Consider the following 22,765-nt stretch of genomic DNA (forward strand, 5'->3'; position numbering starts at 1 on the left):
CCCTTCACGCCCGCCAGGTTTCTGCCGACACTTCGCCGACACTTCGCTGCCCTACGCTCGCGGCAACGAGCGTTGCTTACTCGTCCAGCGGCGCGACGGCCTGATCGATGGCACCGAAGATCGACTTGCCCTGCGCGTCGAACATTTCGATGCGCACACGATCGCCATAGCGCATGAAGGCCGTCTGCGGCGCACCCTGCTCGATCGTCTCCAGCATGCGCTTCTCGGCGATGCAGGCGCTGCCGCGGCTGCGATCCTTGTTCGAGATCGTGCCCGAGCCCACGATCGTGCCCGCCCGCGCATTGCGCGTCTTGCAGACGTGCGCCACGAGTTGTCCGAAGTCGAACACCATGTCCTCGCCGCATTCCGGCGCGCCGAACTTCCTGTCGTTCCACTTCACCGTGAGCGGGCGGTGCACCCGGCCGTCGCGCCAGGCATCGCCCAGTTCGTCCGGCGTGATGGCCACCGGCGAGAAACTGCTCGCGGGTTTGCTCTGGAAGAAGCCGAACCCCTTGGCCAGTTCGGCGGGAATGAGATTGCGCAGGCTCACGTCGTTGACCAGCATCAGCAGACGCACGCCTTCGAGCGCGCGCGCCGGGCTGGCACCCATCGGCACATCGGAGGTCACCACCGCGACCTCCGCTTCGAAGTCGATGCCGAAGTCCTCGGACGCACAGACGATGTCGTCCGTCGGGCCGAGGAAGTCGTCGCTGCCGCCCTGATACATGAGCGGGTCGGTCCAGAATTCGGGCGGCATGTCGGCCCCGCGCGCGCGGCGCACCAGCTCGACGTGGTTCACATAGGCCGACCCGTCGGCCCACTGATAAGCGCGCGGCAGCGGGGCCATGCACTCGGCCGGGTCGAACGCGAAGGCATGGCGCGCCCGCTGGTGATTGAGTTCGGTGTAGAGCGTCTGGAGCTGGGGGGCATAGAACGTCCAATCGTCGAGCACGCGTTGCAGCGTGGGGGCGATGGCGTCGGCGATGCAGGCGCTCGACAGGTCGCGCGACACGACGATCAGTTGGCCGTCGCGGGTGCCGTCCTTGCGGGTAGCGAGTTTCATGGGATGGAGTCGGCAGGCCCTCTCAGGCCCGATAGAATGGCGCGTGAAGTCAACGATTCTACCCGAGGGTATCGGCCACCCGCCGGCCGGTGAACGGCCCCTTGCGCGATCTGTCGAACCGAGTGCGTCGCAATGTGAGATCCTGACGCCGTGACGCTCCGGAGCATCGATGCACGCGCCATCGCGCGGTCAATAGCGGGATCGTCGGGATCGTTGAGATCGCTGAGATCGTCGGAACCATCGATTTCGATGCGTAGAACTCGCTCGTATAGCGCGTATTGCCGGAATTGCCCGTCGCACTCCTATAGCCTTTTTCGCCAAGCGGTTCCCAACGTGCCCCCGGCCCTCACCGATTCCCAAGACGCTGCACCCACACCCGCCGGCCCGACACCGCCTGTGGGGGGGCGCCGGCGAGGACGTGGGCGCAGACGTGTGTTCGTCTGGGCGGGCGTGATGGCCGCAGTGTTCGTCGCCCACATCGTCATTGCCTGGTGGGTCGCCAGCCAACGATCCTCGCTCGACGACACGCCGATTCCCGAAATTCCGGTCACGCTGATCCCGCTCAAACCGGTCACCCCCCCCGAACCTCCGGCCCCACCTGCGCTGCCGGCACCCAAGGCAGCCGTCAAGCCCGCCATCAAGCCGCACCCGCGCAAGCCTGCCCCGCCGGCCCCACGCGCCGCCCCCAACACGCTTGCCGCACCGGCTACGGCCAACACGCCCGGGCCGCAGGCCGCCTCGCAGACCGTCGCGAGCGAAGGCAGCACCCTCGGCGCGCCCGCCAGCAGCGCCCCCGCCGCCTCACCGCCCGGCCCGGCGCTGACGGCCGCCGCCGCCAACGGCGACAGGTTCGATCCGCCGCCCTCCGCCACGATGGCCTACGACGCCTATATGAACGGCGTACGCAATCAGACCGGTGAGCTGCAATGGGTCAACGCCAACGGCCATTACCGCCTGCGCGTGGCGGTGCCGATCATCTTCTTCGGCACGTTCGAGTTCATCAGCGAGGGCGGTTTCGACGTGAACGGCATTGCGCCGTCCCGCTATGTGGAGAAACGCGGACGTCGCGCCGAATATGTCAGCGACTTCCGGCGCGACGGCACGCCGACGCTGCATTTCTCGCGCTCGGGCCAGTCCGTGCCCCTGGCCCCCGGTGCACAAGACCGGTTCAGCGTGATGATGCAACTGGCGAGCTACGCGAGAGGCAATCCGGAGCGCTACGCACAAGTCGGCGTGACGCACGAGTTCACGGTGGTCGACACGGACAGCAGTGAAGTGTGGCCAGTGCAATACGTTGGCAGCGAAACCCTGCGCACGCCGCAGGGCTATGTCGAAACCCGCCACTTCACGCGGCTGCCGCGCAAGGCGGGCGACGAACGACGTGTCGATATCTGGCTCGCGCCATCCCTCGACTGGATGCCGGTACGCGTCAAGCAGATTGAGCCGTCGGGCAACGAGTTCGAACTGGTCTTCTCGCAAAAATCGTCGCCCTGAGCCCAAACGACATCGCCGTCCGGGCGATAAAGCGCCCGCCCCCATTCCTTAGAATGTCGAGCGATTGGCGCACAGCTCGGCGGCACGCGGCGCCAGACGGCGACAAGACGCGGTGTTGTCCTGCTACTACGATTCGCCGAGCAGAAGTCCAAGGTTCCTGACATAATCAGAACGATCCCACTGCATCTACGCCACTTCGCCAACGCATCGACGAGATTAGGGGGGCCGGTCACCATGAAAGTCAGCGCCAACGGTGCATCGATTCATTACGCGGTGGAAGGCCACGGTCCGTGGGTGACCCTCGCGCATCCGTTGGGGGCGGATCTCACAATCTGGGACGATCTGGTGCCCGAGCTCGCGGCTCATTTCCAGGTGCTCCGGTACGACAGCCGCGGCCACGGCCGCAGCGACGTTCCCACCGGCCCCTACACCATTGAACAATTGGCGGCCGATGCGACGGCCCTGCTCAATTCGCTGGAAATCCCGAGAACGCATTTCGTTGGCATCTCGATGGGCGGCGCCGTCGCGCAGCAGGTGGCGCTCGACGCCCCCGAGCGCATCGCCAGCCTGACATTGATCGATACCACCGCCGGCTACGACGACGCCGACGCGAAGGTATTTCGCCAACGCGCGAGACAGGCGCGAGAGCATGGCATGAAGGCGCTTGCCAACGGCACGCTCGAGCGCTGGCTGGGCGAGCGTTTCCGCAAGCGCCATCCGGAGGCGTCGGAACGCATTCGCGCGCTGGTGGCCAAGGCGCACCCGGAGGGTTTCGCCGCCGCCTGCGAGGCGCTGGCGGCGTTTGACGTGCGAGCGAGATTGTCGGAAATCGACGCCCCGACCCTGGTGCTGGTCGGGGAAAACGATCCGTCCACCCCACCCGCCGTTGCCCGGCGCATCGCCAGCGGCATCGCCGGTGCCCGGCTGGAGATCGTGCCCGACGCCGCCCATCTGTCGATCGTCGAGCAGAAACAGTTCGTAACCAATGCCCTTGCAACGTTTTTGCTCGGCGCGGCCTCTAATGTTTGAACCTGCAAGCTGCGGGACCTGAAGCGGGACCTTTGACAAGGAGGGACACGACCTTTGAATTCGTCAGCCGGTGTGCCGAACAGCGAATCATGGGGCACTGCCTCTTGAAATCGCGCCGCGTCGCCCCTATGTGGGGTACTGAGGACCATGCAGGAACACCAGGAGAGTTGCCATGCTCATGATTTACGACAGCCCGAATTACTACGTCGTCGAGTTTGCCGCGGACAACGGCAATCACTCGCTGTCTGCGGGTGGCTATGAAATCGTGGACAAAACCGCGGGCCGCGAGATTTTTCTCGACGGCACGCTTGCCCGGCAATTCCGTGAAGAAGTGCAGAAGTTGATCGCCAGCGAGCCCTCCGAGGATGAGGTCGACGAATTCCTCGGCCAGTTCGACACCTTCATGACGAACCCGGTCGTGCTCCACTGACGCCAACACCGCACGCGGTGCCGTCACACACCCCAAACCCTCGCCGCGGCGAGGGTTTTTTCATGATGCCAACGCCTGACATCATGTCAGACACCATCCGAGCGTCCGGAGAAACCGGCGGCTCCGGCGCGCCGACGGCCTCGGCCCGGTGCTCAGCACTGCTCCCACGGGAGTCCCTCGAAACGCCAACCGTTCACGGCGTTGCGGTGATGGGTGCCGTCCAGATCGCCCTCGAAGCCGTGCAGCACCGCGTACACGTTGCGAAAGCCGGCCGCCTCCAGTGCCTCGCCGGCCGCCGTGCTCCGATTGCCGCTGCGGCATATCAGCAGCACTGGGCGCTCGCCCCCGGCACCGGCGAGCTTGCGCACGCTCTGCACGAAGTGAGGGTTGATCTCCCAATCCGGGCCGTCGTTCCACGCCACGTGGATCGCCCCGGCCGGGTGCCCCACGAACAGATATTCCATTTCGCTGCGGCAATCGACGAACAGGGCATTGGCCTTGGCTTGCAGAAACTGGTGAGCGGCGCTCGGGAGCAGGAATTCCATATCGTTGGCGAGAGCGGGTCAAGACGGCGCGGCGCGCGCGTCACGAATCGACGCCGGCGCCGCCCGACAAGCGGCGGCGCGCGGGCGGCGGGCGCGAAAACCATTACAATTATAGGTTTTCCGGCCACTCCAAGGCGACGTCCGTCATGACCACCGCTACCCCATCCGCCGCCAATGCCCATACGGGAGCCGCACCGAGCGCGGCGCAGGCCCCCGCCCAGCCGCGCTACACGCGGGGGCAGGCGCTGCCTGCACTGCTCGCTTCGCGCATCCTGATCCTGGATGGCGCCATGGGGACGATGATCCAGCAGTACAAGCTGAACGAAGCCCAGTACCGTGGCGAGCGCTTCGCCAACTTCGCGCACGACGTCAAAGGCAACAACGAGCTGCTCTCGCTCACGCGCCCGGACGTCATCAGCGAGATTCATCGCAAGTACCTCGCGGCCGGCGCCGATATCCTCGAGACGAATACGTTCGGGGCGACGACGATCGCCCAGAGCGACTATCACATGGAGGATCTGGCCGACGAGATGAACCGCGAGTCGGCGCGTCTGGCGCGCGAAGCCTGCGACGCGTTCAGCACGCCCGACAAGCCGCGCTTCGCCGCCGGCGCCATCGGCCCGACGCCCAAGACCGCTAGCATCAGCCCGGACGTGAACGATCCCGGTGCGCGCAACGTCGACTTCGATCAACTGCGCGACGCGTACTACGCGCAGGCCAAGTCGTTGCTCGAAGGCGGCGTCGATCTGTTCCTCGTCGAGACGATTTTCGATACGCTCAACGCCAAGGCCGCGCTCTTTGCCATCGACGAGCTGTTCGAAGACACCGGCGAAGTGTTGCCGATCATGATTTCGGGCACCGTCACCGACGCCTCCGGGCGCATTCTGTCGGGCCAGACCGTCGAGGCGTTCTGGAATTCGCTGCGTCATGCGCGCCCGCTCACTTTCGGCCTGAACTGCGCGCTCGGCGCGACGCTCATGCGCCCGTACATCGCCGAGTTGGCCAAGCTGTGCAACACGTACGTGTCGGTCTACCCGAACGCCGGTTTGCCCAACCCGATGAGCGACACGGGTTTCGACGAAACGCCTGACGTGACGTCCGGCCTGATCAAGGAGTTCGCGCAGGCAGGCCTGGTAAATATCGCGGGCGGCTGCTGCGGCACCACGCCGGCGCACATCGCCGAGATCGCCAAGGCGCTGGCCAACGTGAAGCCGCGCCGCTGGCCGTCGCAGTATCGCGCGACTGGCGGCAGCATGGATGGCGACGACGACGCCTGAGCGGCGCCACCGTCCGCCCAACGAAGACAAGACTGATTGCAGGAAGCCCGGCGCGCCGCCCTCGCGTCTCGCGCACGAGACGCGGCAAGCGCGCCCACCATTGAACGGATTGCCCCATGAGCCAAACGCCCTTCCTAACGCCTGTTGAGCCGGTTGAGCCTGCCTCGCCAGTGCAGCCGATGCGCCTGTCCGGCCTCGAGCCCTTCAACATTGGCGAGGGCACGCTCTTCGTCAACGTCGGCGAGCGTACCAACGTCACGGGTTCGAAAGCGTTCGCGCGCATGATCCTGAACGGCCAGTTCGATGAAGCCCTCGCGGTCGCCCGTCAGCAGGTCGAGAACGGCGCCCAGGTCATCGACATCAACATGGACGAGGCGATGCTCGACTCCAAGGCCGCGATGGTTCGCTTCATGAACCTGATCGCCTCCGAGCCGGACATCGCGCGCGTGCCGATCATGATCGACTCGTCGAAGTGGGAAGTGATCGAGGCGGGGCTCAAGTGCGTGCAGGGCAAGGCCATCGTGAACTCGATCTCGCTCAAGGAAGGCAAGGAAGCCTTCGTGCATCACGCCAGGCGGATTCGACGCTATGGCGCCGCCGCCGTGGTCATGGCCTTCGACGAACACGGGCAGGCCGACACCTACGCGCGCAAGACCGAGATCTGCGAGCGCAGCTACCGCGTGCTCGTCGACGAAGTGGGGTTCCCGCCCGAGGACATCATCTTCGATCCGAACATCTTCGCGGTGGCCACCGGCATCGAAGAGCACAACAACTACGCGGTCGATTTCATCAACGCCACGCGCTGGATCAAGGCGCACCTGCCCGGTGCGAAGATCAGCGGCGGCGTGTCGAACGTCTCGTTCTCGTTTCGCGGTAACGACATCGTGCGCGAAGCGATTCACACCGTGTTCCTGTATCACGCGATTCAGGCGGGCATGGACATGGGCATCGTCAACGCCGGTCAGCTCGGCGTGTACGAGAACCTCGATCCCGAATTGCGCGAGCGCGTCGAAGATGTGGTGCTCAATCGCCGCGACGACAGCACCGAGCGTCTGCTGGAGATCGCCGACCGCTTCAAGGGCGGCGCGCAACGCCGTGAAGAGAACCTGGAGTGGCGCAACCAGCCGGTCGAAGCGCGTCTCGCGCACGCCCTGGTGCACGGCATCACCACGTTCATCGTCGACGATACCGAGGAAGTGCGTCAGAAGATCCACGCCGCGGGCGGCCGCCCGATCCAGGTGATCGAAGGCCCGCTCATGGACGGCATGAACGTCGTGGGCGACCTGTTCGGCGCGGGCAAGATGTTCCTGCCGCAGGTCGTGAAGAGCGCGCGCGTGATGAAGCAGGCCGTCGCGCACCTGGTGCCCTTCATCGAAGAGGAAAAGGCGCGCATGGCCGCCGCCGGGGAAGACGTTCGCTCCAAGGGCAAGATCGTGATGGCCACGGTCAAGGGCGACGTGCACGACATCGGCAAGAACATCGTGACCGTGGTGCTCCAGTGCAACAACTTCGAGGTCGTGAACATGGGCGTGATGGTGCCCTGCGCCGACATCCTCGCCAAGGCCAAGGAAGAAGGCGCCGACATCATCGGCCTGTCCGGCCTCATCACGCCGAGTCTTGAAGAGATGGCTTACGTCGCCTCGGAAATGCAGCGCGACGATTACTTCCGCCTGCGCAACATTCCGCTGCTGATCGGCGGCGCCACGACGTCGCGCGTGCACACGGCCGTGAAGATCGCGCCGCACTACGACGGTCCCGTGATTTACGTGCCGGACGCATCGCGCTCGGTATCGGTCGCGTCGAATCTGCTCTCGGACGAGGCCGCCGAGCGATACCTCGCAGAGGTCAAGACGGATTACGAGCGCGTGCGCGCGCAGCATGCCAATCGCAAGGCCACACCGATGGTCTCGCTCGCCACGGCACGCGAGAACAAGCACAGGATCGACTGGTCGACCTACGTCCCGCCGAAGCCGAAGTTCATTGGCCGGCGTGTGTTCAAGAACTACGACCTGGCCGAACTGGCCGATTACATCGACTGGGGGCCGTTCTTCCAGACGTGGGATCTCGCCGGTCCGTTCCCTGCGATTCTCACCGACGCGATCGTCGGCGAATCGGCCCAGCGCGTCTTCGCGGACGGCAAAGACATGCTCGATCGCCTGATCAAGGGCCGCTGGCTGACGGCCAACGGCGTGATCGCGATGCTGCCCGCCAACGTCGTCGGCGACGACGACATCGAAATCTACACCGACGAGTCGCGCACGGAAGTCGCGTTCACGTGGCATAACCTGCGGCAGCAGAGCGAGCGCCCCGTCGTCGACGGCGTGCGTCGCCCGAACCGCTCGCTGGCCGACTTCATTGCGCCGAAGGACAGCGGAGTGGCCGATTACATCGGCGTGTTCGCGGTCACGGCAGGGCTCGGCGTCGAGGCCAAGGAAGCCGGCTTCCTCGCCACGCACGACGACTACAGCGCGATCATGCTCAAGGCGCTGGCCGACCGTCTGGCCGAGGCGTTCGCCGAGTGCATGCACGCGCGCGTGCGTCGCGAGTTCTGGGGCTATGCCGGCGACGAGCAACTCGATAACGATGCGCTCATCAAGGAAGCGTACGTCGGCATTCGTCCCGCGCCGGGCTACCCGGCCTGCCCGGAACACTCCGTCAAGGGACCGATGTTCCACTATCTGCAAGCCCACGACGTCGGCATGAGCGTGACGGAATCGCTCGCCATGTTGCCCGCCGCGAGCGTCTCGGGCTTCTATCTGTCACATCCGGACAGCACGTACTTCAGCGTGGGCAAGATCGGCCCCGATCAGGTGGAAGACTTCATGGAGCGTGCCAACGTGGACGAGGCCACGGCCCGGCGTCTGCTCGCCCCGCAACTGTCGTAATTACAGGCCAGCATCCCTTTGCGTGACCCGGCCGGCGGCATGACGACCGCTCGCCGGCGCCGGTGTCACGCCGCTGTCGCAACCGAAGCGTAGTGTCCCGCCCGTTCGGGCTGATCCGGCAGTTCGGATCCCCGGCCGCCGGCGCCCTGCCCCCTGCCGGCTGGCTCACTTCGAGACGTCCCATGCACGCACTGCAAAGCATCCAGAACTTCCAGCTCCTGCCGCTACTCAACACGGCCGTCTCGCTGCTCGTCGCGTTCATTCTGGGCACGATCATCGGCGTGGAGCGTCAGGTCCGTCAGCGCACCGCCGGCCTGCGCACCAACGTGCTCGTGGCCGTGGGGTCTGCCGCCTTCGTCGACCTGTCGATGCGGCTCATGCCCGGCGATACGCGCGTGATTGCCTATGTCGTGTCGGGGGTCGGTTTCCTGGGCGCGGGCGCCATCATGAAAGACGGCGCTTCGGTACGCGGCCTGAACACCGCAGCCACGCTCTGGGGCTCGGCAGCCGTGGGCGCGGCCGCGGGGGCGAGCCTGATCGTCGAGGCGGTCGTCGTGGCGGGCTTCGTGCTGGCGGCCAATACACTGCTGCGCCCGGTCGTGAACCGCATCAACCGCGCCCCGATCAACGAGGCGACGTCGGAGGCAACGTACGCGCTGTCCGTCATCTGCGCGCGCACGACGCAGCGCGATGTGCTCGACAAGGTGGAAGCCTGGCTGGAAGCGTCGAACTATCCGGTGCGGGCGCTCGATATTCACCCGTTCGGCGAGGCGGAGGTCGAGATCGAAGCGCTCTTGCTGCCCACGGCCGTGCAGGCAGGCGAACTCGATGCGCTCACCGATCATCTGGAAACATTGCCGGGGGTGAATCAGGTGTTCTGGTCGAGCCGTTCGGACGACTAGGGAAAGCTGCCGAGTGACATGCCGCATGACGCGCAATGTCAGTCCTTTCAGCGCGCCACAGCGTGGATCGCTGGCACTGAAAATTGCAGATTCCGGGACGGGGATCTCGCGCGAAAGCGCGTTGGGGTGACGAGCGACGCGCTCGGACGATGGGCGCGTCGTGCCGGACGAATGGCGTAGCGTGCCGTGGGTTGCCCGGGAGGGCCCGGGAGGGACTGACTTGGCCTTCGACCGCTTAGCGGCGACCGATCTCCCACATCACGGCGACGTTTTCCTTTTGCGACTCGCGCAGCATATCGAGCAGCGGATAGGCCCGTTGCGCAAGACGCAAACGATCCGCTTCCTCGCGTTCGTCCGATTGCTTGCCTTCGCTTTGCTTCTTCGCAGCGGCATTGTCTTCCGCGATGGCGGCTTCGAGCTTCGCAATCGCCGCGCCCATTTCGTCCTCGCCGATGGCACCGCGCTCACCCAGCTTCTTGCCGACCAGCCCGAGCAGAAACTGCGCGAGATTCTCCAGCATGGTGATCGTGGGCGAAGCGTGCGACTTGAACGTTACCAACATGGTTGTCTCCCGATTCGAGTTGTCACCACCCCCGCCCCAGGCGTATGTCGCGCAACGCATGGGACCGGTGGGTACCGTGACTTCATCATACACCTGTTAAAATCCGGTGCTGACGATTCAATTGCCTGTCCGGACGCGTCCGGACGCACCCGAAACACCCGCCAATGCTACCCGCACAAAAGAATGCTCTCGTCGCGCTGATCGGCGACGTCGTCGCCGGTTTGATGCCTGCGCACGGCACTGCGCCCGACGCGCAAAACGCGCCGGCCATGCCGTCCATCCTGCTCGAACGCCCGAAAGTCGCCGCGCATGGCGACCTGGCCTGCAACGTGGCGATGCAACTCGCCAAGCCGCTGCGCGCCAACCCGCGCGAGCTGGCGCAGAAGATTGCCGATGCCATCCTCGGCGACGCCCGCGCGAACGGGCTCGTCGACGCCGTTGAAATCGCCGGCCCCGGCTTCATCAACCTGCGACTGGCCAACGCCGCGAAGCAGTCGGTCGCGCGCGCGATTCTGACCGAGGGCGCGGCCTTCGGCCACTGCGCCGTGCGCCACGACGACGCGCCGGTGCTCGTCGAATTCGTCTCGGCCAACCCGACCGGCCCGCTGCACGTAGGTCACGGTCGTCAGGCCGCGCTCGGCGACACGATCTCGGCGCTGCTGGGTACGCAGGGCCATCCGGTCCATCGCGAGTTCTACTACAACGACGCCGGCGTGCAGATCCAGACGCTCGCCACCTCGGTGCAGGCGCGTGCGCGCGGCCTCAAGCCGGGCGATGCCGAATGGCCGGAATCGGCCTACAACGGCGACTACATCGGCGATATCGCGCAGGACTTCCTCGCGCGCAAGACCGTGCAGGCGTCCGACGGCGCGCCCGTCACCGGCAGCGGCGACCTCGAGGACATCGACTCGATCCGCGCGTTCGCCGTGGCCTATCTGCGCCGCGAGCAAGACATCGATCTGCAGACGTTCGGGGTGCGCTTCGATCAGTACTATCTCGAGTCGTCGCTCTACGCCGACGGCAGTGTGGAGCGCACGGTGCAGGCCCTCGTCGACGCCGGCGTGACGTACGAACAGGACGGCGCGCTGTGGCTGCGCACGACCGATTACGGCGACGACAAGGACCGCGTGATGCGCAAGTCCGACGGCACGTACACGTATTTCGTGCCGGACGTCGCCTATCACACCCGCAAGTGGGCGCGCGGCTTCCATCAGGTCATCAACGTGCAGGGCTCGGACCACCACGGCACCATCGCCCGCGTGCGCGCCGGCTTGCAGGCCCTGGGCATCGGCATTCCGAAGGGCTACCCCGACTACGTGCTGCACAAGATGGTTACCGTCATGCGCCATGGCGAAGAGGTGAAGATCTCCAAGCGCGCGGGCAGCTACGTGACCGTGCGCGACCTGATCGAGTGGTCGGGCGGCATCACGGCCGAAACCCCGGTGACGGACCCGGCCGAGCGTGAAGCGGCCCTGCGCCGTGGCCGCGACGCCGTGCGTTTCTTCCTGATTTCGCGCAAGGCGGACACCGAATTCGTGTTCGACGTGGATCTCGCGCTCAAGCAGAACGACGAGAACCCGGTGTACTACGTGCAGTATGCGCACGCCCGCATCTGCTCGATCCTCACGCAATGGGGCGGCGACGACGCCCGTCTGGCGCACACCGACCTCGCGCCGCTCGACAGCGAACGCGCGCTCGCGCTGCTGCAATTGCTCGCCGAATACCCCGACATGCTCACGCGCGCGACCGAGGAACTGGCGCCGCACGCCGTGGCCTTTTATCTGCGGGATCTGGCGGGGGCGTTCCACTCCTTCTACAACGCCGATCGCGTGCTGGTCGACGACGAGACCGTCAAGCACGCGCGTCTGGCGCTGCTGGCGGCCACGCGTCAGGTGCTGCGCAACGGTCTTGCCGTGCTGGGCGTGTCGACCCCGGCCAAGATGTAAGTCCCAGTTATCCAACCCCTCCGAACGGCAAACGCATCGGAACTCTGTAAGGACGGAATCGACTCGATGGCAAACACACGTCGGCCTCCCCGCCAGCGGGGCGGTACTTTTCTGGGCATCGTGCTCGGCCTGATCGTTGGGCTGGCCGTTGCCGTCGTCGTCGCGCTCTACATTACGAAGACGCCCACCCCGTTCGTCGAAAAGACGCCGCCGCGCCCGGCCGATAATTCGCCGGCCGCGCAGGCGCCAGATCCGAACAAGTCGCTGCAGCCGCGCACGCCGCTGCCGGGCGCGGCGTCGGCCGCCGCCGGGCCGGAGGCGGCCTCGCAGGCCGTCACGTCGCCACTCGTGCCGGGCGTGCCGGTCACGCCGCCGATGGCGTCCGCCCCGACGGCGCCGACGAAGCCCTCGCCTGCCGACATTCTCAGCGGCAAGTCGACGGTGCCGGTCGCGCCGCCGACCACGCCGCCCGCAAGTGCCACGGACAGCGCCAACACGGGCTACTACCTGCAAGTGGGCGCCTTCAAGTCGCAGAACGACGCGGAGCAACTGCGCGCAAAGCTGACGCTCTCGGGCTTCGAGGCGAAGGTCACGCAGCGCGATGCCAACGGCCTGACGCTCTATCGCGTACGCCTTGGACCGTACGGCAAGCTCGACGAGATGAATCACGTGCGCCAGCGCCTGCAGGACGGTGGCTACGATACGGCCGTCATCCGCTTCACGAAGCAATGAACGCAAAAGGCGTTGCACGATAAGGGCAACGCCTTTTGTTTCCTCGTCCGGCACAGCGACGCACCCGCGCAGAATGCCGGTGCCGGCGGCGTCGTTCGGACGCGACGGGTGTAGCCGTGAGGTTGAACCCGGCAACGCGTTGCCGGTCATACGCACTAGCTAATCCGTCTGAATCCGGGATATGGTTTCGCGGGAGCGTCGGCCAACCGCTGGCCTGCGCGTCTGCTCACTCCTCAACAACGATCATGAAAAAACTTCTTGGTACCGTTTTGCTGTCTTTCGGTTTCCTTTGCGGCGCCGCCTCGGCCTCGCCCGAAGCCCCGGTCGCGGGAACCGACTACCTGGTGTTGCCGCAGGCACAGCCCACCTCGGCGGGCGCGGGAAAAATCGAAGTCACCGAATTCTTCTGGTACGGCTGCCCGCACTGCAATGCGCTCGAACCGTCGCTGGAAGCGTGGGTGAAGAAGCAAGGCAAGGACGTCGTGTTCAAGCGCGTGCCGGTCGCCTTCCAGGACCGCTTCGAGCCGCACACCCGCATGTTCTACGCGTTGCACGCCCTGGGCCGTGAAGCCGAACTCACGCCGAAGGTCTTCAACGAGATTCACGTCAAGCACAACTATCTGCTGACGGCGCAGACGCAGGCCGACTTCCTCGCGCAGTTCGGCATCGACAAGCAGAAGTATCTCGACGCCTACAACGGCTTCTCGACACAGGCCAGCGTGAAGACGGCCAACCGGACGTGGCAGGACTACAAGATCGACGGCGTGCCGACGATCGCGATCCAGGGCAAGTACCTGGTCTCGCCGGCCACCTCGGGCGACGCGCTGCAAAAGGCCGGTAAGCCGGCCACGACCGAGCAGCAGACGTTCGACGCGGCGCTCAAGACCGCCGACGCGATCATCAACCAGATCCGCGCGAAGAAGCTGTAAGCGTCGTCTCTCTCGAAGCCCGGCCACGGCCGGGCTTTTGCATTCCATGGCAACACACACGACTTCCCCGAAGGTTTTCATCACGGGCGCCTCGAGCGGATTGGGCGAAGCGCTCGCGCGTCACTACGCCGCGCAGGGCGCCATCCTCGGGCTGGTGGGCCGTCGCGGCGACAAGCTCGCCGATCTGGCCGCCTCGCTCCCCCATCCGCATGCTGTGCATTGCTACGCGCTCGACGTGCGTGATGCGCTCGCACTGCGCGCGGCAGCCGACGACTTCATGGCGCGGCACGGCGTGCCGGACATCGTCATCGCCAATGCGGGCATCAGCCACGGGGTGAACACCGAAGACGCGGCCGATCTGCCGCACTTCGCATCGGTCATGGACACCAACTGGATGGCGATGGTCGCCACCTTCAGCCCCTTCGTCGCGCCAATGCGCGAGCGCAAGCACGGCACGCTCGTGGGCATCGGCAGCGTGGCCGGCGTGCGTGGCCTGCCGGGGCATGGCGCCTACAGCGCCTCGAAGGCAGCCGCGATGACTTACCTGGAAAGCCTGCGCGTGGAATTGCGAGCCGCCAAGGTCGCGGTCGTGACGATTGCGCCGGGCTACATCCGCACGCCGATGACCGACGGCAATCCGTTCCCGATGCCGTTCCTGATGCCCTCGGACAAATTCGCGCGCAAGGCGGCCGCGGCGATCGCGCGGCGCAAGCGCTTCGTGGTGCTGCCGTGGCCGATGGGCGTGGTGGCCTGCGTCATGCGATGTCTGCCGCGCTGGCTCTATGACATGCTCTTCGCCCGCGCGCCGCGCAAGCCGCGATTGTCGGAGCGCCAAGCGAAAAACAGCGCCCCGGCGAACGCCGGCCCGCCGCCGAACGATCCGTCGACAGGCCCCAACTAGCGGACAACGCAGGGATATTCCCCAAATCGAAGCATGGAACCGGGGAAAGCCGAACGTCACGCGTTACATTGCTCCGAATCCCTAACGCGCGACGTCCCCATGAACGCCATGTCAACGCAAGCCGCGTCACGCGCTTGCCCCACTCGCGGCGTCGCGCCTCCTCGGCGCCTCGCCCTCATTTTCGCCCTGCCGCTTGCCCTGGTCGTTTCCGGTTGCGCCGCGCTCGATCCCGGCAACTGGCAAGTCGTCGGTCCGCCGGCCTCTTACGTGCGCCCCGCACCGGCCGTCGTCACCCCCGCGCCGGTGATCGTGACGCCAGCGCCGACCGTCATTGCCCCCGCCCCCGTGATCATCGCGCCGCGTCCGCCCGTCGTGATCGCCCCCGCACAGCCGTATATCGTCGTGCCGCAGCCCCGCCCGCGCGCGTCGCGCGACGCCGCCCACTTCCTGAGCGAGAAATGCTATCTGGAGAAAGGCGGCTGCTACACCAGCGAATATCGGGAAGGGTACGAGTTCAACCCCTACACCGGCACGTGGGAATGGGTCGGTCAACGAGACTATCGGTGGAAAGGCAGCCGGGGGAACCGCTAAGTCCCGCCCCCGTGTTCCTCCCGTGGAACACGGCGCCGCCCATCATGGTCGACTCGAATTTTGACCCGTTGTGGTGCATTGCAAACCTGCGCTAGAGTGCGCGTGTAACTTCAATAGAGGTACACACGACGTTAAACCGGTCTTGCCGCGAGAGCGCGGACGGATGCCGAAGGACGTTAGCATACCGATCCGACTGCGGCGGTCCCAACCAAGCAGGAGAGGCATATGCAGGCAACCCCCACCGGCGCGCCGGACATCGATCCGGCACTGCGACGCAAAGCGGTGATCGGTTCCACGCTGGGCAATGCATTCGAGTGGTTTGACTTTACGGTCTACGGTCTCTTCGCCGTCATCATCGCGAAACTCTTCTTTCCCGCGGAAAACGATACGAACTCGCTGCTCGCGAGTGTGGCGTCGCTGGGCGTGGCATTTTTCTTCCGTCCCATCGGCGGGCTCGCGTTCGGGTTGTATGCCGATCGCGCCGGACGCAAGTCGGCGCTCTCGGTCATGGTGCTGCTCATGGCGCTTGGCACGGGCCTGATCGGCATTGCGCCAACGTATGCGGCGATCGGTTTCGCCGCGCCGCTGCTGATCCTGCTGGCACGGGTCATCCAGGGCTTCTCGGCGGGCGGCGAGTTCGGCGGTTCGACGGCCATGCTCATCGAGTTTTCACCGCCCAATCTGCGCGGCTTTTACGGCAGCTTTCAAATGTGCTCGCAAGCCCTGGCCGTCGCGTTCGCCGGGCTGTTCGCCTATGTGCTCAACACGGGGCTGACTAAGGAAGCGCTCGAATCGTGGGGGTGGCGGCTTCCGTTCCTGTTCGGGATTCTGATTGGGCCGGTGGGCTTCTACATTCGACGTCGCATGACGGAGTCGCCGGAGTTCCTGGCCTATGCCGCCGCGCGTGAGCCGACCCGCCGCACGCCGCTCGCCGACGTCTTCTCGCATCACTATCGCGCGCTCATCGCCGGCTTCGGCCTGACGGTTGCCGCCACGACGTCGTTCTACGTGACGCTGATCTACACGCCGATCTACGCGGTCAAGCAGTTGGGATTGACACAGGGTTCCGCGAGCCTGTCGACGTTCATCGCCGCCATGCTGATCGCCGCGCTGTGCCCGCTCACGGGCTGGATTTCGGATCGCGTGGGTCGCAAGCCGCTGATTCTGCTGTTCGTGCTGCTCTACGGTCTGACGTCGTTCTGGATGTTTACGCGGCTGCACAGTGCGCCGTCGATGGGCAATCTGCTGCTCGCGCAGATTCTGCCTGCCGTGTGCATGGGCTTCGTGTGGGGCGCGTTCCCGACGGCGGTCACGGAGGTGTTTCCGGTCGGCGTACGCTCGACGGGTGTCTCGATCCTCTACAACGTCTCGGTGATGTTGTTCGGTGGTCTCGCGCCGTTCTGGATCACGTATCTGATCAAGGCGACCCAGAACCCGCTGGCCCCCGCGTATTACATTCTGATGACGGTGACGATCAGCCTGGTGACGTACGGTCTGCTCGGCCGCGAAGGCCGCAGCGCACCGGCGTCGGCGCAGCACGCCTGACGTCGCACTCGACGCCAAAAGCACGAGCGCAAAAGCAATGCCCCGGTGACTGAACTGCACCGGGGCATTTTTTCGTCGCCGACCGATCCAGTCAGTCGCTCGTACTTGCTGCTCACACCTGCCGCTCGTACCTGCCGCTCGTACCTACCGCTACTACCCGCCGCTCGCACCTGCTGCTCGTACCTACCGCTGGTACCCGCCGCTAGTACCTGCCGTTCGCACCTGCCGCTCGTACCTGCCACCAAGGCAGTTGGTCGCTCAGGTCGTATGCCGTTCGGTCTGCCGGTCCAATCAAACCGGCGAAAAGCGCCAGACGCCCTTCGCATCGCGCTCTCGCTTGAGTTCCCCCGAGCGCCAGAGCATGTGCAGGTGGGCCAGCGCTTCGCCCATGGCGAAGGTGGTCTGGTGAGCATCGAGCTTGCGATGGAACATGATGGGCACGATATCCCCCGCGCTTTGCGGTGACCGGGCACAGGCGTCGCGCACTTCCTGCAGTCGTGCGGCGTGGTGATCGCGCAGTTGGCCAATGCGCGTGTGCAGTCCCGTGAACGGCCGGCCGTGCGACGGCAGCACGAGGCAATCGGCGGGCAAATCGAGGTAGGCGCCGAGCGAGTCGAGGAACAGTTGCAGCGAATTGGCTTCAGGTTCGATGTCGAACACGCTGACATTGGTCGAGATGCGCGGCAGCACCATGTCGCCGGAGATGAGTACGTTGTGCTGTTCGGAGTACAGCGCCATGTGTTCGGGCGAGTGGCCGTACCCCGCGATCAGGCGCCAGTCGCTGCCGCCGATGCGCAGGGCATCGCCATCGCGCAGGCGGAAGAAGCGCGACGGCACTTCAGGCACGAGGTCGCTGAAGTAGGTTTTGCGGTGGCGGATCTGGTCGATCATGGCCTCGTCGGCGAGCCCGTGCGAAATGAAGTGCGCTACCGCGAAGTCGCCCCCCGCATTGGCGGCGTTGTTGTTGACGGCTTCCGACATGAGACGACCCCAGGCGTAATCGCCCTGCGACATTGCGAGCCGGGCCGACCAGCGGGGTTTGTCGCCGCCTTTGCAGATCCAGTGCGCGAGGCCGAGGTGATCGGGGTGGCAGTGCGTAACGACGACGCGCAGCACGGGCTCGCCGCCGAGCGCGCTCTCGAACACCTGCTCCCAATAAGCCTTGATCTGCGGATGGGTGATGCCGCAATCGACGATGGTCCAGCCTTTGACGCCGTCGATCTCATCGCGCAACAGCCACAGGTTGATGTGATCGAGCACGAACGGCAACGGCATGCGCACCCAGAAGACGCCAGGCACAACTTCGTGCACGGTACCGCCTTCCGGCAGGAAATCTCCGAAGGGGTAATTCAGTTGTTGTTCGAGGGCATTCACGGGGCCACGCTCCAGATGGACTTGTTCTGTCATTGTCGTTTGACGCCGTCACGGATTGCATACGGCGCGACTTGACGCTAACGTAAACGGCAATTCTATCTGTAACGGTAAGCACCCGCTTAACCCGATGCTCACATACACGATTACCGACCTCGCCCGCGAGTTCGACATTACGCCCCGCGCGATCCGATTCTACGAGGATCAGGGCCTGCTCACCCCGGCCCGCGAAGGCCCTGGCGGACGCCACCGCGTCTACACCGGGCAGGATCGCACGCGGCTGAAACTGACACTGCGCGGCAAACGTCTCGGACTCACGCTCTCGGAGATCAAGTCGATTCTCGATCTCTACGAGTCTCCCAAGGATACGGTGTCCCAGCTACGCGTGTTCCTGGAGACGCTGTCGCAGCATCGGCAGGTGCTCGAGCAGCAGCTCGAAGACCTGCACGCCACGCTCGACGAAGTCGCGCAACACGAAGCCCAATGCCTTGCACTGCTCGAGGCCGCCGGCGAGGCGGTGCCCACCGCCGTCGCCCGACGCGTGAAGACGACGGCGGTGTCGCACTGATGGATTAGGCTCCGGCCTTGGCTTGCGCCACGCCCCCACATCCCGCTTCAACCCGCCTCGCACGGGCCCCTTCCCTGGGCTGCGGGGATCGGCACTCCTGACACGGTTCCACAGGAAAGTCGCGCCTTCAGAAGCACCGATCCTCGCCCGGCTAGCGTCCCGAAAACCGCCACGCTTGCCCACAATCCCCTCGCATCGCCCGCCTTGACCTTCATCCTCTTCGATTCCGGAAAACCCTTACTTTACGTTTACGTAAACGTAAAGTAAGATCTGGTCACTCGGTTTTGTCCGTACTTTCGCTCCCGCCATGGCCAACATTCCTGTCTCGCATGCCGCACCGCTCGACGACGCTGTCGCCGCAAAGATCCGCGCCAGCTTCGACAAACAGGGCGTCATGACGCAATGGGGTGCGCATCTCTCGCATCTTGCCGACGGTTACTGCGAAATTTCGCTGCCGTTCTCGAACAAGGTCAACCAACAGCACGGCTATTTTCACGGCGGCGTGATCGGCGCCGTTGCCGACTCCGCCGGTGGCTACGCCGGTTACACCCGCATCTCGCCGGATCAGGAACTGGTCACCGCCGAGTACAAACTGAACATTCTCGCCCCCGGCAAGGGCGATACACTGGTCGGACGCGGCCAGGTCGTGAAAGCCGGACGCACGCTGATCGTCGCCACCGCCGAACTGTTCGTCATCGACGACGGCCAATGGACACTTTGCGCACTGATGCAGCAAACGCTTTTCGTGCTGGCGGCAACACCCTCGGCAACATCGTCGCCCGCGACACGCTGAGCGCCGCCTCACCAGATTCACCGGATTCACCGAATCAACCTCATTAGCCGCACCATCGAACCTCCGCGCGGGCCAATCGCCACGCGCCACCCTCTGGAGACTGTGTCATGACTACGTTGCCCGGCCTCAATTTCATGCTCGGCGAAGACCTCGATATGTTGCGCGAATCGGTCTCGAACTTCGCCGCCAAGGAAATCGCCCCGCGCGCGGGCGAAGTGGATCGCACTGACCAGTTCCCGATGGACCTCTGGCGCAAGATGGGCGAGCTCGGCGTGCTCGGCATGACGGTCTCGGAGGAGTACGGCGGCGCGAACATGGGCTATCTGGCCCACATGATCGCGATGGAGGAGATCTCGCGCGCCTCGGCGTCGATCGGCCTGTCGTACGGCGCGCACTCGAACCTTTGCGTCAACCAGATTCACCGCAACGGCACCGCCGCGCAAAAGGCGAAGTACCTGCCGAAGCTGGTGTCGGGCGAGCATGTCGGCGCCCTCGCGATGAGCGAGCCGAACGCCGGCTCGGACGTGGTCAGCATGAAGCTGCGCGCCGAGAAGCGCGGCGATCGTTTCGTGCTCAACGGCACGAAGATGTGGATCACCAACGGCCCGGATTGCGACACGCTGGTCGTCTACGGCAAGACGGATCCGGAAGCGGGCGCCCGCGGCATGACGGCCTTCCTCGTCGAGAAGGGCATGAAGGGCTTCTCGGTTGCGCAGAAGCTCGACAAACTCGGCATGCGCGGCTCGCACACGGGTGAGCTGGTGTTCGAGAATGTTGAGGTGCCGGAGGAAAACGTGCTGGGCCAGGTCGGCGGCGGCACGAAGGTGCTCATGAGCGGTCTGGACTACGAGCGCGCGGTGCTCGCCGGCGGCCCGCTGGGCATCATGCAGGCGGCCATGGACGTGGTCGTGCCCTACATCCACGACCGCAAGCAGTTCGGCCAGTCGATCGGGGAGTTCCAGCTCATCCAGGGCAAGGTCGCGGACATGTACACGATCCTGCAGGCGAGCCGCGCCTATCTGTACGCGGTGGGCCGCCAGCTCGATTCGCTCGGCAGCGATCATGTGCGCCAGGTGCGCAAGGACTGCGCCGGGGTGATTCTGTACACGGCCGAAAAGGCGACGTGGATGGCCGGCGAGGCGATCCAGATTCTGGGCGGCAACGGCTATATCAACGAGTACCCGGTCGGCCGCCTGTGGCGCGACGCAAAGCTCTATGAAATCGGCGCGGGCACCTCGGAAATTCGCCGCATGCTGATCGGCCGCGAGTTGTTCGCGGAAACGATGTAAGCCCACGACACATCGACTGACATTCAGGCGCAGGCAGCGGCGCTACAATCCCTTGAGATCGCCCCTGCGCCTGTCCCGACCGGTATGAATCACTTCCCGAAACTCCTGTCGTCGCAGTTTGCTTACGACGTCGCCCGCACGATGCTGGACGGCTTCGACAAGCATTACCGCATCTTCCGCGATGTATGCATCGCGGCGCAGGCGTGTTTCGAAGCGGGCGATTTCACGGGTATCCAGAAGCTCCAGCGCGAGCGCATCGCCTATTACGACGAACGCGTGCGCGAATGCGTCGCGACGCTCGAAGACGAATTCGACGCCCAGTCGCTCGACGACGATGTCTGGCAGCAAGTGAAGCTGCATTACATCGGCTTACTCACGGAGCATCGTCAGCCGGAGCTGGCCGAGACGTTTTTCAACTCGGTGTGCTGCAAGATCCTGCACCGTTCGTATTTCAACAACCGCTTCATCTTCGTGCGCCCCGCCGTGGCCACGGAGTACATCGAGAACGACGCCCCCGCCGCGAAGCCGACGTATCGCGTCTATTACCCGGCGCAAGACGGCATGGCCGCCACGATTGCGCGCATCGTCACGAATTTTCAGCTCAAACGCCCGTTTGCCGATCTGGCGCGCGACGTCGGCTATGTGATGCGCGCCCTCGATGAGACGCTCGGCGACTTCGTGCCGGCGCCGAACTTCCAGATTCATGTGCTCTCGTCGCTGTTCTTCCGGAACAAGGCGGCCTATATCGTCGGACGTATCGTGAACGGCGACGTGACGACACCGTTCGCACTCGCGATCATGCACGACGCGAACGGCAAGCTGGCGCTCGACGCCGCCCTGCTGCGGCGCGACGAACTGCGCGTCGTGTTCGGCTTCACGCACGCCTATTTCATGGTCGACATGGAGGTGCCGTCGGCCTATGTGCAGTTCCTGCGCACGATCATGCCGGGCAAGCCGAAGGCGGAGATCTACACGTCGGTCGGCCTGCAGAAACATGGCAAGAATCTGTTTTATCGCGATTTCCTGCATCACCTGAAACATTCGAGCGACAAGTTCGTGAGCGCGCCGGGCATTCGCGGACTCGTGATGCTCGTGTTCACACTGCCCTCGTATCCGTACGTCTTCAAGCTGATTCGCGAGCGCTTCGCGCCGCCCAAGGAGACCACGCGCGAGCAGGTGAAAGCGAAGTACCTGATGGTCAAGCAACATGATCGGGTGGGCCGGATGGCCGACACGCTGGAGTTTTCGAGCGTGGCCTTCCCGCTCGCGCGCTTCGACGACGCCCTGCTCGCCGAACTCCAGCGCGAGGTGCCCTCGCTGCTCGAAGTCGACGGCGACGCGCTCGTGATCCGCCACTGCTACATCGAGCGCCGCATGACGCCGCTCAATCTGTGGCTGCAAACGGCATCGGACGCCGAGGTCGATCGCGCCATGCACGAGTATGGCAACGCGGTGAAGGAGCTGATGGCGGCGAATATCTTCCCGGGCGACCTGCTCTATAAGAATTTCGGCGTGACGCGTCATGGCCGGGTGGTGTTCTACGACTATGACGAACTGGAATATCTGACGGATTGCCACATCCGTCGAGTGCCGGAACCCCGTAACGAAGAAGAGGCGATGTCGGGGGAAGTCTGGTACCGTGTAGGCCCGCACGACGTGTTTCCGCAGACGTTCGAGACGTTCCTGACAGGAGACGCGCGCGTGCGGCACTCCCTGAGCCAGCATCATCCGGATTTTTTCGACCCCGGCCTGTGGCAGGACTACCAGGACCGGGTGCGAGCCGGACAGATGCACGACTTCTATCCGTACGATGTCTCGCTGCGTTTCGTCAATCGCTACAGCACCGTCAGCGGTGCCGGCGCCTCCGGCGCTGCGCTCCGCGCGGCGGCTGCTTGAGCCCTCGATGTCTCCCA

20 protein-coding genes are annotated in these 22,765 nt (G+C 64.9%); 16 read left to right on the forward strand and 4 right to left on the reverse strand.

The annotated features are described in order from the left end of the window. Positions 1–76 precede the first annotated feature (76 nt). Positions 77–1,063, reverse strand: coding sequence for a fumarylacetoacetate hydrolase family protein (locus tag PEP31012_RS06525; protein ID WP_150588504.1), 987 nt, complete (start codon positions 1,061–1,063; stop codon positions 77–79). A 432-nt stretch (positions 1,064–1,495) separates the two neighbouring features. On the opposite strand from PEP31012_RS06525, the gene PEP31012_RS06530 reads away from it, so the two are divergent. The 3 genes from PEP31012_RS06530 (at position 1,496) to PEP31012_RS06540 (ending at position 4,016) form a co-directional block, all read left to right on the forward strand. Beyond that, positions 1,496–2,557 (forward strand): DUF3108 domain-containing protein, encoded by a 1,062-nt coding sequence (locus PEP31012_RS06530; RefSeq protein WP_150588505.1) that lies wholly within the window; start codon positions 1,496–1,498, stop codon positions 2,555–2,557. Positions 2,558–2,791: 234 nt separating this feature from the next. After that, positions 2,792–3,586, forward strand: coding sequence for a 3-oxoadipate enol-lactonase (gene pcaD, locus PEP31012_RS06535; protein WP_150588506.1), 795 nt, complete (start codon positions 2,792–2,794; stop codon positions 3,584–3,586). Positions 3,587–3,758: 172 nt separating this feature from the next. Then, the gene (locus tag PEP31012_RS06540; RefSeq protein ID WP_150588507.1) at positions 3,759–4,016 is read left to right on the forward strand and encodes a BTH_I0359 family protein; all 258 of its coding nucleotides are present in this window, start codon (positions 3,759–3,761) and stop codon (positions 4,014–4,016) included. 152 nt (positions 4,017–4,168) lie between these two features. Here the strand turns inward: PEP31012_RS06540 and PEP31012_RS06545 are convergent, their stop codons facing one another. Beyond that, positions 4,169–4,561, reverse strand: coding sequence for a rhodanese-like domain-containing protein (locus PEP31012_RS06545; protein ID WP_017231999.1), 393 nt, complete (start codon positions 4,559–4,561; stop codon positions 4,169–4,171). 146 nt (positions 4,562–4,707) lie between these two features. On the opposite strand from PEP31012_RS06545, the gene PEP31012_RS06550 reads away from it, so the two are divergent. From PEP31012_RS06550 to PEP31012_RS06560, 3 genes are all read left to right on the forward strand, one after another. Next, positions 4,708–5,838 carry a homocysteine S-methyltransferase family protein gene (locus PEP31012_RS06550; RefSeq protein WP_150588508.1) on the forward strand — a complete coding sequence of 377 codons (1,131 nt, stop codon included), beginning with the start codon at positions 4,708–4,710 and terminating at the stop codon, positions 5,836–5,838. Between the two features lie 116 nt (positions 5,839–5,954). After that, positions 5,955–8,723, forward strand: coding sequence for a methionine synthase (metH, locus tag PEP31012_RS06555; RefSeq protein ID WP_150588509.1), 2,769 nt, complete (start codon positions 5,955–5,957; stop codon positions 8,721–8,723). Between the two features lie 191 nt (positions 8,724–8,914). Further along, complete coding sequence (locus PEP31012_RS06560) at positions 8,915–9,625, forward strand: MgtC/SapB family protein (RefSeq protein WP_150588830.1); 711 nt, start codon at positions 8,915–8,917, stop codon at positions 9,623–9,625. A 235-nt stretch (positions 9,626–9,860) separates the two neighbouring features. On the opposite strand, the gene PEP31012_RS06565 is transcribed toward PEP31012_RS06560, so the two are convergent. Continuing rightward, positions 9,861–10,187 (reverse strand): DUF1840 domain-containing protein, encoded by a 327-nt coding sequence (locus PEP31012_RS06565; RefSeq protein WP_150588510.1) that lies wholly within the window; start codon positions 10,185–10,187, stop codon positions 9,861–9,863. 224 nt (positions 10,188–10,411) lie between these two features. Here PEP31012_RS06565 and argS point away from each other — a divergent pair, with 224 nt between their 5' ends. From argS to PEP31012_RS06595, 6 genes are all read left to right on the forward strand, one after another. Further along, the gene (argS, locus tag PEP31012_RS06570; protein ID WP_425494935.1) at positions 10,412–12,133 is read left to right on the forward strand and encodes an arginine--tRNA ligase; all 1,722 of its coding nucleotides are present in this window, start codon (positions 10,412–10,414) and stop codon (positions 12,131–12,133) included. Between the two features lie 66 nt (positions 12,134–12,199). Continuing rightward, complete coding sequence (locus tag PEP31012_RS06575) at positions 12,200–12,865, forward strand: SPOR domain-containing protein (RefSeq protein ID WP_150588512.1); 666 nt, start codon at positions 12,200–12,202, stop codon at positions 12,863–12,865. A gap of 245 nt (positions 12,866–13,110) precedes the next feature. Then, positions 13,111–13,794 carry a thiol:disulfide interchange protein DsbA/DsbL gene (locus PEP31012_RS06580; protein ID WP_150588513.1) on the forward strand — a complete coding sequence of 228 codons (684 nt, stop codon included), beginning with the start codon at positions 13,111–13,113 and terminating at the stop codon, positions 13,792–13,794. Between the two features lie 46 nt (positions 13,795–13,840). After that, on the forward strand, positions 13,841–14,695 hold the full coding sequence (locus PEP31012_RS06585; RefSeq protein WP_150588514.1) for an SDR family oxidoreductase: 855 nt from the start codon (positions 13,841–13,843) through the stop codon (positions 14,693–14,695). Positions 14,696–14,794: 99 nt separating this feature from the next. Beyond that, a complete protein-coding gene (locus PEP31012_RS06590; RefSeq protein WP_150588515.1) occupies positions 14,795–15,286 on the forward strand; it encodes a hypothetical protein in 492 nt (163 codons plus the stop codon). A gap of 225 nt (positions 15,287–15,511) precedes the next feature. Further along, positions 15,512–16,831 carry an MFS transporter gene (locus PEP31012_RS06595; protein WP_150588516.1) on the forward strand — a complete coding sequence of 440 codons (1,320 nt, stop codon included), beginning with the start codon at positions 15,512–15,514 and terminating at the stop codon, positions 16,829–16,831. Positions 16,832–17,122: 291 nt separating this feature from the next. Here the strand turns inward: PEP31012_RS06595 and PEP31012_RS06600 are convergent, their stop codons facing one another. Next, a complete protein-coding gene (locus tag PEP31012_RS06600) occupies positions 17,123–18,205 on the reverse strand; it encodes an MBL fold metallo-hydrolase (protein ID WP_150588831.1) in 1,083 nt (360 codons plus the stop codon). A 127-nt stretch (positions 18,206–18,332) separates the two neighbouring features. Between PEP31012_RS06600 and PEP31012_RS06605 the strand changes: the two genes are divergently transcribed. From PEP31012_RS06605 to aceK, 4 genes are all read left to right on the forward strand, one after another. Next, a complete protein-coding gene (locus tag PEP31012_RS06605; RefSeq protein WP_150588517.1) occupies positions 18,333–18,770 on the forward strand; it encodes a MerR family transcriptional regulator in 438 nt (145 codons plus the stop codon). Between the two features lie 307 nt (positions 18,771–19,077). After that, entirely contained in the window at positions 19,078–19,563 is a 486-nt protein-coding gene (locus PEP31012_RS06610; RefSeq protein ID WP_150588518.1) for a PaaI family thioesterase, read from the forward strand. 107 nt (positions 19,564–19,670) lie between these two features. Next, positions 19,671–20,852: an isovaleryl-CoA dehydrogenase gene (locus tag PEP31012_RS06615; protein ID WP_150588519.1), complete on the forward strand. Its 1,182-nt coding sequence runs from the start codon at positions 19,671–19,673 to the stop codon at positions 20,850–20,852. Between the two features lie 84 nt (positions 20,853–20,936). After that, a complete protein-coding gene (gene aceK, locus PEP31012_RS06620; RefSeq protein WP_150588520.1) occupies positions 20,937–22,748 on the forward strand; it encodes a bifunctional isocitrate dehydrogenase kinase/phosphatase in 1,812 nt (603 codons plus the stop codon). Positions 22,749–22,765: the final 17 nt, after the last annotated feature.

It is taken from the genome of Pandoraea eparura (genome assembly GCF_902459725.1).
GTDB classification, from domain to species: Bacteria; Pseudomonadota; Gammaproteobacteria; order Burkholderiales; family Burkholderiaceae; genus Pandoraea; species Pandoraea eparura.